Below are 15,495 nucleotides of genomic sequence, written 5' to 3'. Positions count from 1 at the left end.
AAACTCAGATCTATGAATCTTCATCAGTTAGAATACGTACTGGCCGTAAATCAACATCGGCATTTTGCCCGGGCAGCAGAAGCCTGCCATGTGACCCAGCCTACACTTAGCATGATGATTCAGAAGCTGGAGGAGGAGCTGGAGATCAAGATTTTTGACCGAAGCCGCCAACCTGTTTGCCCCACTGATGCCGGGGAGAAGTTGATTTTGCAGTGCAAAGCAGTATTGGTAGAGGCTGAACGCCTCAAGGAAATGGCCAAAGAGGAGAGGGAGTATATTGGGGGGCGGCTGAGAATAGGAGTGATCCCCACAATTGCACCCTATTTATTGCCTTTATTCATTCAATCTTTTCATCAGAAATATCCAGAGGTGGAGTTAAAAATCTCCGAGATGATTACTCCCCGGATTCTGGAAAAACTGGAATCTGGTGAGCTGGATGCCGGAATTCTGGTGCCACCTGAGAATGAAAAAGGTGTAAAAACGATTCCTCTTTATACAGAGGCCTTTGTGGTTTATTCTCCTCGTGAATTTGAAAAGGAATACTTGCTGGCAGACGATATCAATGCTGATGAACTTCTTTTGCTTGAAGAAGGGCATTGTTTCAGGTCGCAGATCATTCAGTTTTGTGAATTGCGAAAACAATCTGGTAATGCCATTGAGTACACCTCGGGTAGCCTTGAAACCCTCAGAAACTTAGCGGATAAACATTTGGGCATTACAATTTTACCTGAACTGGCGACCCTAAACTTCACACCTGAGCAGCTAAAGAAAACTAAACAATTTGCTAGTCCTCAACCTGTCCGGGAAGTGGGCCTGATCATGAGCCGGGGCTATGTAAAAAAGAAATTGATTGACCTTTTGGCTGAAGAGATAAGAACCAGCTTACCTACAGAGTCAATCAAAAATGACTCTCAGCTTATTCCATTTACGGGTTAATAAATATTGCCCAACTTTAAAGCCCTTCTTTAATCGTCCTTAAAATCTGATTGCCCACTTCAGTTCTGATATTCAGGCTGCTGATTTTGTTATTTGCTCGAGTCGGATAAACACGGTTGGATAGAAAAACGTAAACCATATCATACATCGGGTCTATCCATGTAAAAGTACCGGTATAACCGCTGTGTCCATAACTGAGATCAGAGGCCTCCTGGGGGCCGTTCGCTATATTTTTGTCAGGATGTAGCTTATCAAAGGCAATGGCCCTTCTGTTTACTACCGGGTCAAACTGATATCGGGTACATTCTGAAACCACTTCAGGTTTGATAAACTCCTGACCGCCGTATGAACCGTTTTGAAGGTACATTTGCATTAACTTCATCAGGTCATTGGCATTTCCAAAAAGACCAGCGTGGCCGGAGATACCATTGAGCATACCGGCTCCTTCATCGTGAACTCGCCCGTGAATCTGCGTTTTTCTGAAAAGCGTATCCTGCTCGGTGGGCACAATTTGGTGAAGCGGATAAAACCTTCTCGGATTATAGGTCAGGGAATTCGCCCCGATGGCTTTATACGTGTCTTTGAGATATTCTTCCCAAGGTTTTCCTGTGATTTGTGGTACAAAATCAGGGTAGAAATAATAATGCATGTCACTGTAAACATAGCCCTGCTCCGGCTTTACAGGAGATTCAATGATCTGATTAAATATGGTGGATTTATAGTCCTTATTGATCCAAAGTGAATCAGCAACCTGAACAGAAAATTGTTCTGTTGGTGTTGTTGAGAAAATGCCCGGTTTCCAGGTAAGAGTTTCAGGGTGCAGCAGCTCAAGCCACAGATCATTATTTCGTCTTACCGAGCCCAGATAATCAATTTTCTTGTCTGGTCTTTTTCTAAAAATGCGTTGAAAGAAACTAAGTTTTGGCTGTGGGAAGTACTCAAATTCTTCCAGTAAATAAGGTTTTTCAATAAGGCCCTTGTTAATGGTAGAAAGCGTGTCAATACACTCCATCCAGAACGGGATCCAGGCTTTGAGACCGCTTCTGTGGGTTAACATATCTCTGAAAGTCAGGTTGGCTTTATTGGTGCCTTTTGTTTCAGGAACGTAGTCGGCAAAGGTCTTATCAAGGTCAAATTTACCTTCAGACATCAGTTGCATTACGGCCAATGCAGAGGTGCTGATTTTGGTAACCGAGGCCATGTCGTAAAGGTCGGTCAATTGAACAGCCCCTTCCATTTTAACAGCTTCGGGGTTTCCAATGGCATTTATGGTGCCCACCTGACTATCGGGCTCAAAAGGGTTGTGGTTGTCCATCACATCTTTATTGCCTTTTTCAAACTCTTCGGTGGTGGCGTTACTTCGGTATCCTCCTCGCTCGGCATCTTCATAAGTATGATATCCATAAGCTCTTCGATAAATAACACGACCATTCTTGGCTACCTGAAAGGCCGCTCCTGGATAAGCTTTTTCTTCCAAACCGTAATTAATGACGGAGTCAATTCGACTTCTAAGGGTCTCTCCGTCAAGCCCTACTTGTTCAGGGACACCATAGGCTAGTCTATCTAATGTTTCAGGGTGTAATCCAAAGCCTGCTTTGTAATTTTCATTGACTGTGACAGGCAATGTTCCCTCGAAAGGAATAGCTCCAAAAATGGCCTGAGTGGCGGCTTCTTCGGTGTACGAGGTCAATTGATTTGCCATCACAATTGATTTGGCCTTACCTAAATCTTCAATTTTATTGATTGAGAAAGGATTGCCGAAAATAACTACTGTACTGTTCGGGTTTTCCAGTAAAGCACTTAGTGCAAATTGATTTTGTGGAGTTACCCCGTAATTACTGTATGGTCTAATGCTTTGTAAATGTAACCCAATGACCAAATGATCATAGTCTTTTGTTCTGTTGTGAATCAGCTGTACCAGATTGTCAGAGGCATTGACAGGCAAATTGAAAAAGTCAATTGCCGTGTAATTTTCTGCCATTTTTTGAAAATCTGAAGTGCCGGCATTGTCAATGGAGACAAAAGCAATTTTGCTCTGCAAATCCTTTATGGGTAACTGACTTCCCTCATTTTTAAGCAAAGTCAAGGTTTTTTCAGCAAACTCACGGTTGAGGTAATCGGATTTGATAGTGTTTAAATCCTCAATCAGGTTTTCCACTTTGGTGGACCGGTAATGGTCGAGACCCACCCATGATTTGGCTTTGAGAATTTTGAGGACACGCTCATTGATAATCTCTTCTGTCAGCTCTCCACTTTCCAGAGCTGCTTTGATCGCTTTGACGGCTGTAGGCACATCCACAAAAGTTTCCAAAACATCATTGCCGGCAATAATGGCCTGAACCAATGCTTTTCCGTCAGGGAAGTGTTTAGTGATACCCTGCATGTCCATGGCATCGGTAAAAGTAAGTCCCTCAAAACCAAGGTCTTCTTTGAGCAGGCTGGTAATAATTTTAGGTGAAAGCGTTGCCGCCAGATTTGGAGTATCATCCAGAACAGGAATACTCAGGTGAGCTGTCATAATTCCGGTGAGCCCGTTATCAATCATAGCTTTAAACGGCATGAGTTCTATGGAGTCAAGCCGAGCTCTGGAATGAGGAATAACCGGAAGGTCATAATGTGAGTCGACACCTGTATCACCGTGCCCGGGGAAGTGTTTTGCAGTAGCAATAATATGCTGACGCTGAAGGCCATTCATGTAAGCAAGGGCTTTTCTGGCTACCATTTGAGGGTCTTCCCCAAAAGAGCGAAAATTGATCACCGGGTTCTGCGGATTTACATTAACATCAGCTACGGGACCGTACATTACATGCACACCAAGACGCTGACATTGTTGCCCTATTTCAGCACCCATTTGTTCTATCAGTTCAATATGCCCTGTCATAGCCCCAAGTGCCATTTGGTAAGGAAAACGGACAGTAGAATCAAGACGCATGGCCAGCCCCCATTCAAAATCCATTCCTATGAGAAGCGGCACTTCAGAGATCGATTGTAGTTCATTGATAATACCAGCCTGAACGCTCGGCTGCCCGGCAAACATAGCAAGGCCGCCAATATGGTATTCTTTAACCCACTCTTTTAGTTTTTCCGGTTCATAGCCCTGGCCAGAGAAATTTCCTCTGGGCATTAGTAATTGCCCTATTTTCTGATCAACTGAAAGAGAATTGAAAACCGAATCCACCCATTGATGATTATAATCTTTTAGAAAAGCAGGTTGCTGAGCAAACAGATTAAGGGACAAAGTGGTTGAAAAAAGTACTATAAGGGCTTTTTTGAACATAATGAAGTGTATAACGTTATTCTGTCAAAACTAAGGATTTAATCAATCTCTGACGATATCAATAGGTTTTGATTTATCTAAAAAGTGTAGATTTGAGGCCGATAAAATTGGAATAACACAATGAAGAAAATATTTGCCACTTTAGTAATCCTGACTTTTTTGGTCAGCTCATGCTGGAAAAACAAGAGCCCGGAGGATTTACCGAGATTAAAAGAAGCCTTCAAAAAGCAGGTAGAGACCTTTGAAAAAGACAAGGTTTCGACGAATGAAAATGTAACCAAAAGCCTAGAATCACTCAGTGGATTGAAGGCAGCTCTGGAAGATTCTAAAAATGAAGATAAAGAGTTTGCCAAAGTTTATGGTAACTGGGAAAAGGTGGACAAAAAAGTCAAAGATCTTAATAAAGAATATGAAGATTTGAAAAGTAGGGCGGAGGGACTTTTTACCGCAATGGAAGAGCAAACCAACAGTTTGTCAGATGCCAAGAGCAAGGCAGATTTATCAAAAGCAATTCAATCGGCCAGAACGAAATATAACGCAACTTTGGCTAATACGGCAAAAGCGATCGGTAAGTTAAGAGTTCTTCATACAGATGCTGTAGATATCGTGAAAGCTTTGGAAGTGGCAGTAGCTCTGAATTCTTTTGATAATATCAATGCTCAATTGGAGAGTATTGAGGGGCGTGTTGATGGTATTATGCAGGAGCTTAACGTGGCTGTAGAGGAAAGTAAAAAGCTTTATGATCAGCGAATTGATGAGCTGAATTAATATCAAAAAAAGATAATTAAAGAGCGGCTGCCTTTACAAGACAGCCGCTCTTCTTATTACGGGCACACATTCTGAATTTTAGCTTCGAACACAGTGCCTGAATCAGCTTTAAAACCTGGATTCAAAAGGATGCTGTTACCTGAACGGTAATCCGACTGACTGTTGCCTGAAATCTGATTTGCAGCTTCAATCGTCTGTACTGCTTTGAAATCTTTGGTCTGACTGATCAGATCATCATTTGGTGAGGTCAGCAGGGCGTTAGTTCCTATAATGTTGAATGCAGAAGTAGAGATTTCAGAGTTGACAATTGGTGAAGTGGAGACCACTTTAATCTTGTAGCCAGTCCCTGAAGTAATAGTGGCAGGAAGACTGCAGGCAATGCTGTTTCCACTTCCTGAGCCAATCTGAGTCGGGTTTGTAAAATACCCATTGGCATCAGAGAGGTAAACGATGAAGTTATTCCCAGCCTCAAAAGTACCGGTTGTACTAAAATCGACATTGAAACTACCCTGAGCACAAAGAGCAGTGACCGAAGGTTCATTCAGATTTATGCTTCTCTGCCCGTTAACAACCCAGAAACCAATAACATCAGGTCCCAAGACAATATTACCCTGATTGTTTGGCTGGTCATAGCCTCTGGCAATAAAGGTGTAGAAATTTGTGCCTAGGTAGTCTCCTGTAGCCATATTGTTTGCTTCATACAAGGAATACGGAGCCTGATTGTCTTCAAAATACTGAAGATTAGAAGTACTGGATAGCTGTAGCCTTGTACTTGCCACGTTTACATTTGGAACGGCCAGCACAGTCACTGGTCTGTCAGAGATCTGGAACTCCGCATTTTGAGTTAAAGGAGCAATGATTTCCGGGTTCGCACCTCCAAAGGCGTAATAATAGCTGAAAGCTGGAGTGGCATTCTGAATGGAAACGATTGTTGTCGCTGTCGCTGTACAGGCTCCGTTTACAACGGTGAGGGTGTAGGTTCCCGCATCAGCGGTTGTGGCATTGGCTACAACAGGATTTTGCAGACTGCTGCTAAAGCCATTTGGTCCCGACCAGTTATAGGTTGGCCCGCCGGTTCCGGTGAGCTGAACGGTTTCACCTTCCAGGTAAGGCCCGCCATTAGAGGCAGTGACATTCAATGGAATAGAAACGATATCAACTTCAGCAGAGGAGTTCGCCGAACAAAGACCTGAACTGACGCTGAAAGCAGAATAAAGTCCCGGCTGCAGATTACTCAAAATAAAACTTCCTGAGCTCACCGTGACAGCAGCCGAAGAAGCTAGACTGTTTCTGGTATATCCAAGGGTATAACCACCGTCAGGCAAAGAAGTAGAGAAGGTGATGCTGGCGTCATTTAAGCCACAGGCCGAAGGTCTTTCATAAGAAGTTACACCAATGGTTTGCGGAGTCTCGTCAACGGTTACAACGGTTGTTGCTGTCGCCGTACAACCGTTGCCTGAAGTGATGGTCACGGTATAGGTTCCGGCGGCACTGATGCTGACGGTGGCTGTATTACCTAGTCCACCCGACCAGGCGTATTCATACGGATCCGTTTGGGACAAACCAGGTGAGGAATTGAAATCAACACCGCTACCTCCGTGAGCGGTTCTGGAAACTGTGTTTACAGTACAAGTGAGATTATCCGTTCCTGAAATGGAAGGGGTAGGAGGAGTATCATCAAGGGTTACAACGGTTGTGGCCGTAGCAGTACAGCCATTGCCGGTCGTTACGGTCACCGTATAGGTGCCCGGCGAAGAAATATTGACAGCGGCCGTATTCCCAAGACCGCCTGACCAGGTATATTCATAAAGATCGGTCTCAGACACAGAATTTAGCGTGACAAGTCCTCCTCCCTGAGCGGTTCTGGTGACACTCGTTACTGAACAACTGAGGTTTTCTGTGCCGTCAATGGTGGCTGTGGGCGGATTGTTATCAAGAAATACTTCATTCGTTGCCGTGGCTGTACAACCATTAGACCCTGTCACTGTTACGGTATAAGTTCCGGCAGCAGTAATAGTAGCTTCCGCGGTAGAAGCCGAATACCCACTAGGCCCTGACCAGGAATAAGAATTACCACCTGAAGCAGTTCTGGTGACGGAAGTGACCGCACAAGTCAGGTTATCCGTTCCTGAGATAGAAGGGGTAGGAGGAGTATCATCAAGAGTTACAACGGTAGTCGCCGTAGCAGTACAACCATTAGTTGCTGTCACCGTTACGGTATAAGTCCCGGCTGAAGTGATGGTGGCTTGAGCCGTCGAAGACGAAAAAGCACTCGGTCCCGACCACGAATAAGAATCCCCACCTGAAGCAGTTCTGGTGACTGAAGTGACCGCACAGGTCAGATTATCCGTTCCTGAAATGGAAGGCGTAGGAGGAGTATCACCAAGGGTTACAACGGTTGTTGCCGTAGCAGTACACCCATTAGTTCCGGTAACGGTGACGGTATAAGTCCCGGCAAAAGTGATAGTAGCTTGAGCCGTCGAAGCTGAATATGCACTTGGCCCTGACCACGAATAAGAAGTTCCACCAGAAGCTGTTCTGGTGACCGAGGTAACCGTACAATTCAAATTATCCATTCCTGAGATAGAAGGCGTAGGAGGAGTACCATCAAGGGTTACAACGGTTGTTGCCGTAGCAGTACACCCATTAGTTCCGGTAACGGTGACGGTGTAAGTCCCGGCAACAGTGATAGTAGCTTGAGCCGTCGAAGCTGAATAAGCACTTGGCCCCGACCACGAATAAGAAGTTCCACCAGAAGCTGTTCTGGTGACCGAGGTAACCGTACAAGTCAGATTATCTGTTCCTGAGATGGAAGGCGTAGGAGGAGTACCATCAAGAGTTACAACGGTTGATGCGGTAGCGGTACAACCATTAGACCCTGTCACCGTCACTGTATAAGTTCCGGCAGCAGTGATGGTGGCTTTAGCCGTAGAAGCCGAATAAGCACTCGGTCCCGACCACGAATAAGAATTACCACCGGAAGCCGTTCTGGTGACGGAAGTAACCGTACAAGTCAGATTATCCGCCCCTGAAATTGAGGCCGTTGGAGCGGATGGGTCTGTTAAAGTGAATGATGAGGGATCAGTGCCTGTGCATCCGGCATTGGTTACACTGAAATTGGAATAAGTACCCGCAGAAAGGCCTGATAATATAAACGATCCTCCAGCGACAGAAACGGTTTTTGGGCTTCCTGTACCGGTATAAGAAATTGAGTAACTACCATCAGGTATGTTTGTAGCAAAAGTTATACTACCATCTGCCCCTCCACATGTTAATGGATTTACTTCTGATTGACCTGTCAATGTTGGAGTAATATTGAAGACAACTTCCTGAGTGGGCACCCTTTCGCTCTCCAGATTGCCGTCATCACATGAAGCGTAATATGTTTTAGTAGCTGTAGGCATATAACTAAGTGGACTGCCCGAGCCTATAGCTGTTCCACCAGTGGCTACATTATACCATTTGACGGTGTTTGTGCCGCAATCTGCCGTTAGTGTAATATTATTTCCTTGGCAAACGTTATTGGCAGAGGCCGCAACACTGACCGGAGTATCCGGCCCACAGATTAATTCTCCTTTAATGTAAAGGTGATACATAAATCCAGAATTATTTTGAGTTACAGGAGAATTAGGAAATGGTGTTGAAAAATTTATGGATGCATGCTTGGTATAGGAATCTGGCCCGTAAGGATTATACGATAATTCTGTGAAGCCTTCGAAATTAAATGCCAGCCAATAGTATCCAGCCGTAAGCTCAATAGTTGAATCCAACACAAAAGTATTGTAGCCATCAATAATTTGTGGAGAAGAATCCAAAGAATTCCCTGCGGAGGTTCCCAATAATTGACCAGGTGCTTCACTCCCTGAGTTAGAATAGATTGCAAATTTGAATCGATTACTAATTGGAAAGGAATTCAAATGGTCTTTCAAAATAATTCCGATGCTATCAGCCACTATGTCATTTTCAACTTTCACTTTTAAGAAAAATGCATTATTCCCTGAAGTGGTAATGAATTCGTCTGCCTCATTATCTCCAGGAAAAAGTGTGGTATTTCCAATGGTAATATCATCTTGAATAAGCAGTTCCACTTCACGCGTTAGGGTATCGCCAGAAGCAGAGCTGATGAAACAACGATAAAGGTTTCCAGCCAAACCAGTTACATCAGAAATTGACAACTCGGATGTAGTCGCACCTGAATAAGTTACATTGTCTGAAATAGGAACAAAACCTTCTCCTGTATTTACCTGCCATTGATAAGTATCAGCAAAAAATGCGATGGTTGAAAGAATTGTTGACGAACCTGCACATGCAGACAAATCATTAGGCTGAATGGCAATTACAGGCTTTGTCTCGTAACGAAAATGAAAAGGAACAATATAGGTGCAGGCTGCACCTAATGTTTCAATTTTGGCAAATAAGGTTTGTCCACCTTGTGGCAAACTGCTTAAGGGTACAAATGTATTTGGAGCTGTAAAACTACCTGCTGAAACCAGTGCCAATGAGTCCTGAAAAATTCCAAGAATATTCCCGTTGAATGTTCCGCCATACACAAAAATAGAAGCATAGCTATCTCTAAACCCTGAATGGCTTACCGGTGTTCCTTTCACAAGAAGCGAAGCATTGGTATTATTAATAAGAGCGGCCTGAATTAAACTGGATTCAAAAACGCTTTCATTGGTGATGGTGCCGAAATTGATTACTTGACGATAGGCTACAAAAAGTCCTTGATTAGTAATATTAGCTCCATTTAGATTAATTAAGTCAGTCGATAGTTTTATTTGACCGCATGCATAATTATTGACGGTTCCGGCATTTTGAAAATTATTGCCATCAGGCAATCCAGATTCTAGTAAACCATAGTTATTTAAAATCCCATTTAAGGCATTCTCGAATGATATATTAAAAAAAGATGCTTGCGTCCTGATTTGACCAGCTGCCAGATTGGTAAAAGTGGCATTGTTATAAATGAAGTGTGCTCCACTGAGTCCTTGTTCACCCAGAGAAATACTTCCAGCATTGGTAAATGTACCTATATCATTGGATATACTTCTGGTGTTCGAATTGTCAATAACTATTTGCCCGCCAACATTATTATTGAAAACATTGTCATTCAATATGCCATAATCACCTACACTGGCATTGGCTCCTATGGTGATTTTGCCATTATTATCAACGGTACCTCCAAAATTATAAATGGCGTTAACAGAGGTGCGGTCAATTTCTATTTCGGCACCGGAGTTATTATTTAAACTGCCTGTATTTATAATACCATCTGATTGTAGGGCATTCAAATTCCCAAGCACCAGTTTACCATTATTATTAAGTGTACCATCATTTAGAATAGTAGTACCTAAAGAATGAGCACCATTAAGTGTCAACTGGGCATTAGTGATAATATTTAAACTTGCCCCACTGTTTATATCAAGTGAATATGCTACAGCAGTATTAATCCCTACAAAGGGTTCATAAGGAGTACCCGAAGGAATGACCACATCATTGGCGGCTGTGGGCACGCCGTTGGGTGACCAGTTGCAGGCGTTATCCCAAGCTGTATCAAAAGCTCCTGTCCAGGTCAGGGGTTCGGTTGCCGTGGCAATGGTGGTACAGGCGTTTGTTCCTGTTCCTTGAACAGTAAAATCATAGGCCGCTTCATCTGCATCATCACTGTTCACAGTAATTGTGGCCGTTCTAACTCCCACAGCAGCCGGGTCAAATGTAACATCAAATGGAGCAGAATTTGATGCCGCTATAGAAGTAGGGACATTGCTGATTACAAATTCACTATTATTTGTGCCGGTAGAAGTAATACTGCTAATGTTTAGCGTAGCTGTTCCTGTATTTTCAATCGTAAATCTATTGGTATTGCTGCCTGAGGCAATATTAATGGTTCCGAAATCAGTGCTGTCACTTACAGAAGGGCTATTGGCACCATCGGATATATTAACACTGTTTCCCCGTATGTTTATTTCTGGAGAAGGATTATTATAGGTAAATGGTACCCAATGGCTGCAGGCTCCACCATTAGGTGTTATTTTCGCCAGCAATGTTTGTGAGCCAACGGGCAGGCTGGCATCAGGGTTAAACGAATTAGGGCTTATAAAAGTACCAGCCGATGTTACTGAATCTGTTTTGAAGATACCGTCAACAGTGCCGTCATAGGTGCCGCCATAGGTAAAAATTGGGGTAGGGTCATCTTTGACAATGACAGAAGGGTTTGTGGCGTTGGCTACTGACCCAGAAAGGGTCTCATACTTCAAAACACCATTATTTGTAAAACTACTTACATTAGAGCTATGCAGTGTTCCATCAATCAAGAGATAGCCTTGATTCAAGGTGGAGCCACTATTAGTAAAGTAATCACCCGTAACCTCTAGTGTCCCGCATAAATTATTGTTGATTTGTGCAGGACTAATATTTTCAATTTGACCGGTCAATTTGATTCGTCCTGAATTATTTATAGCCCCTCCTGAATTAATTAAAGATGATTGAGAGCCTGTTCCCAGTATTGATGCTCCACTTTCGTTGGTAAAATTGGTACTTGATCCCAGGTTAAGCCCAATTCTTGCATTAATAGAGATACTTCCTCCTGATTTGTTGATAAATAGTTGGCCAGCTGAAGAGATACCAACATTTTGAAGCGATGTCATAGTGATTGTCCCATAATTATAAGCAGAGGCGTTTTCATCCACTACCATACAATCTGCTCCTGTAGTTGATGCCGTTGTATTCGTAAGGTTTATCGTTCCATTATTGATCAAAACAGCAGAGAAGCTAACGGCAATTAATGTTTGAACACTTCCCGAAATGGTTAAGGTTGCTCCAGAATTTATCGTAAGGCTGGCACCAGATCCAGAAACAAACATTGTGCCTACCTGGACTGTACCAGAACTAATAAGAGGATCATTCGGGCCGTCATTGATAATTACCTCGTTAGTAGCCGTAGGTACACCATAAGGTGCCCAGTTGCAAGGGTTCGTCCAGTCTGAATTTACGCTACCGGTCCATGTCATAGTCTCGGTTGCGGTGGCTACAGAGGTGCACACGTTTGTTCCTGTACCTTGAACAGAAAAATCATAAACGGCCTCATCTGAGTCATCACTATTTACAGTAATGGTAGCAGTTCTAACACCAACGGCTGTCGGGTCAAAAGTTACATCAAAAGTGGCTGAACTTGATGCTGCTATTGAAGATGGAACGTTACTAACCACAAACTCGCTGCTATTGGCACCGGTTGAAGTTATACTGCTGATATTCAGGGTAACACCACCATTATTTTCTATAATAAAGGTATTGGTATTGCTGCCAGAAGCCGCATTAACGCTGCCGAAATCGGTACTGTCGGATACTGTAGGATTGTTGGCTCCATCGGCTATATTCTGACCATTTCCTTTAATATTTATTTCGGGATATCCTCCATCTTCGTCTTTAATCACTACCGTCACTTGTTGCGTTCCACTCTCCACGGCATTTGTGGGAGTTCCCATATCAATGATAACGGTTTCGTCACCCTCGGGTATCCCGTCGTATTGAGATGTCACCCTTATACTGTCCATGGTCTCTCCGGGAGATAAGGTAATTGTATTTCCGGTAATTGAATAGTCAGTCCCTCCTCCGGTGGCAGTCCCACTAAAAGAAAGTGGAATGAAAACGGTGGTACCTGCCACCGCATCTATTTTGCCACGGATGTAAGCCTGACCACCACTCTCGTCAGTAATAGGGTTGTAATTGCCTAGGACCTCCAAGGTTGCATTAGGGGGAGAATCATCATCGATTATGGTATAGGTGACTTGCTGAGTACCACTTTCGGTACCGTTGCTAACACTAGTTATGTCTATCTCAATACTTTCATTTCCTTCGTATAGGGCATCAGGAACGTTGGTGAGACTAATGCTATTGCTTGTGTTTCCTGAAGGGATGAGAATATTGGTACCACTTCGGCTATAATCCACGCCGGAGCCTATCGCTGTTCCGCTAAAACTTAGATTCACTGTAGTGGCAGCTCCATATGCGTTGGACAATGTTGCTGTTACTGCCGTTGACGTAGTGATGGACTCAGATTTGGATTCAGGGGTGACGCTCAGTGATACGGTTGGAACGGGTAATACACTTATGGTGGCAATATAATTTCCTGAACTATTTGCCGATCCGTCATTCACCTCAAATTGAAAAGAAGTATTTGTGCTTCCATTCTGAATATATTGAAGGTTGCCGGCGTCCAGATCTGCTTTACTGATTTGATCATTCATTGAGATTGTTTCGCCACCGTCGAAAAGGTCGTCATTATCAGCATCGAGATACAATGTGCCTACAGCAGGAATTGACTCAATCAACACATGATCTAAGGGGTCAGAATCTCCGTCTGTATATCCGAAATCAGATGTAGAAAATGTGAATATTAAGTTCTCGTAAGCCGTAGAAGCAAACGAGCTGGCGGTAGGAGGATTGCCTCCAATGGTGAAGCCATTCCCACCGTTATAATCGGAAGGCGTAATGTCCTGATTGGTTCCATCATCTCGTATCCAGTTCGTGTAATCATTGATTGCTGCCAACAATTGCGACTGTGAGCCTGAAAAAATACCATTGTATTTATAATTATCAACCTCGGTTACTGGGTCAGGGTTTAGCATGACGGCATTGACTCCGTTGGTTAAATCGTCAGGAAGAGTAGTTATGTCGTTTGACGGGCTGGTGGGAGCTCCCCCAGGAGTACACCCTGAAATAGTATTTGTAAACCATTTAGTAGTCGGATTATCGCAGCCAGTCGTGTGAGCATAATTGTCATCACCATTAAGACCGGCAATAAAACTTGGGTTCGCCGTGCCAATGGCTCCCTGATAGGCCAGAATGGCATCACCTGCCGATAGGTTAAAACTAGAAGGTGTGAAGCCATCAGTAGTCACCAAAGGTCCTAACGTACCCCCTCCTGTAATTTGTAAAACATCTGGCGATGTCTCAATAATGGATACAATGGAGCCTGCTGATAACCCTCCGGCTGGAGCAGTCCATTTTAAATGCGTCTCCGTACTAGGGTACCAGGAGTCATCTTCATGCCACCCCTGATCTGTAAAATAGATAACTTCTCCGGCTGGAATATCTGCTAGGGTCACAAAAGAATAACCATCTGGTGTATCTGTATTGTATCCCACAAAAGCGATATCCCCCTGAGATAAGGAATAAGTGGGTGGGGTTATCATGGTAGCAGCAACACCCGTAAAGGGCTCATCCGGGATAATTGCAGTATAAGGACCTGCATTGAATACCCCGCCGTTTCCGGAATTGTATGAATTTACATCATGAAGATAGGTGCCAGCGGGAATGGTCAAAACAGCTCCATTGGCAATGGCATTTGCAGCTTCGAAAACAATGACCTCATCGGTGTTCACGTCGAATTGTCCATATGAAGATCCATATGTTCCGAAAGCTGTAACACTTCCGCTTTGCCCGCCTGTGGTGGTATATCCGGGGCCGGTGGCCGTGCCATGGCTGTTTAGTTTGGCCGAACTATATACATTTTTAATGACCACTGCTAAAGCCGGATTAGGATCGGTGAAATGATAACTCTGTGAAAATTGGAAATAGGCATCCTCATGGAGTACCATTTGAAGCCGGTTTCCACTAGCTACACTAAATGTAGCGTTCAATTGCTGGGCATTTGTTTTTGGTAAATATGAAAGGGAAAGAGTAATAAGAAATAAGAAAAGTTTCTTCATAGTTTTCGCAGGTATGTTTTCAGGAACATTGGCTCAGTTTGAGCTACGTTTTTAAGACGAAAGGATTTGGCCAAAGATCGTATCTGGTTATTCGTTTGGATTAACACAAATCAGCCAACCTTTGACTCATTTCAGTCAGAAGCTGTCATAGCTCTCTATCTATGTCCTTTTTGACCAGCCTCTGGCATTCTAAAAATCTGCTTTTGGCCTTTGCACAGCACTGCCTTGATTTTTTAAAACCTCCTCTAAATAGATTCCTTTATCACATTTATAAACCAGATTTCCGATGACTGTTTCACCGTTGCTCTTGTTGAAATACCCGGAGGCTTTGCTGAGGTTTCGGTGGTGTGGTTTTTGAGTTTTTGGATATCATTCTGCAGAGTTTTTGGAGAAAACCTCATGAATACGCTTAATGACTAAAAATTGAAATGGAGAATAGCCATTCAATAGTTATTCGATATTGAATTTTATGCCTGAATAGCTTTTAAAAAATTGTCGGTTCTTCTCCGGGAGGTCTTTAGAGTTTGCCCGTTCTTAAGGGTAATCAGTGCAAACTGATCTGAACTTAAAAAGCCTTTGACATACAAGGTATTGATAACTTGGCTTCGGTTAATCCTTATAAAACTATCTGTTGTGATGCCGTTAAAAACATGGCAAAGACTCTTGGCGGCGATAATCCGTCTTTGCCCTCTAATGTAGATTTGGGTGTAATTGCTATCGCTCTCCAGATAAACTATTTCGTCTAGTGGAATTTCCTGTTTGGAAGGTAAGATTAGTTTTTTCACGGTGATTGAGTTTTTGAGA

The 15,495-nt window shown here is 43.3% G+C and carries 5 protein-coding genes; 2 read left to right on the top strand and 3 right to left on the bottom strand.

The genetic code is table 11. The features are described 5' to 3' along the window. Nucleotides 1-12: 12 nt before the first annotated feature. Entirely contained in the window at nucleotides 13-936 is a 924-nt protein-coding gene (locus tag AFM12_RS13520) for a hydrogen peroxide-inducible genes activator (RefSeq protein WP_055149113.1), read from the top strand. A 16-nt stretch (nucleotides 937-952) separates the two neighbouring features. Here the strand turns inward: AFM12_RS13520 and AFM12_RS13515 are convergent, their stop codons facing one another. Then, nucleotides 953-4,213 (bottom strand): serine hydrolase domain-containing protein, encoded by a 3,261-nt coding sequence (locus tag AFM12_RS13515; RefSeq protein WP_055149111.1) that lies wholly within the window; start codon nucleotides 4,211-4,213, stop codon nucleotides 953-955. Nucleotides 4,214-4,333: 120 nt separating this feature from the next. On the opposite strand from AFM12_RS13515, the gene AFM12_RS13510 reads away from it, so the two are divergent. Then, nucleotides 4,334-4,981: a DUF2959 family protein gene (locus tag AFM12_RS13510; protein WP_055149109.1), complete on the top strand. Its 648-nt coding sequence runs from the start codon at nucleotides 4,334-4,336 to the stop codon at nucleotides 4,979-4,981. Nucleotides 4,982-5,037: 56 nt separating this feature from the next. On the opposite strand, the gene AFM12_RS13505 is transcribed toward AFM12_RS13510, so the two are convergent. Then, entirely contained in the window at nucleotides 5,038-14,691 is a 9,654-nt protein-coding gene (locus AFM12_RS13505) for a beta strand repeat-containing protein (RefSeq protein WP_055149107.1), read from the bottom strand. Between the two features lie 467 nt (nucleotides 14,692-15,158). Further along, nucleotides 15,159-15,476: a LytTR family DNA-binding domain-containing protein gene (locus AFM12_RS13500; protein ID WP_055149105.1), complete on the bottom strand. Its 318-nt coding sequence runs from the start codon at nucleotides 15,474-15,476 to the stop codon at nucleotides 15,159-15,161. Between the last annotated feature and the right edge of the window lie 19 nt (nucleotides 15,477-15,495).

This window comes from Jiulongibacter sediminis (genome assembly GCF_001306455.1).
GTDB lineage: Bacteria > Bacteroidota > Bacteroidia > Cytophagales > Spirosomataceae > Jiulongibacter > Jiulongibacter sediminis.
This window is presented reverse-complemented; position numbering and strand designations above follow the sequence as displayed.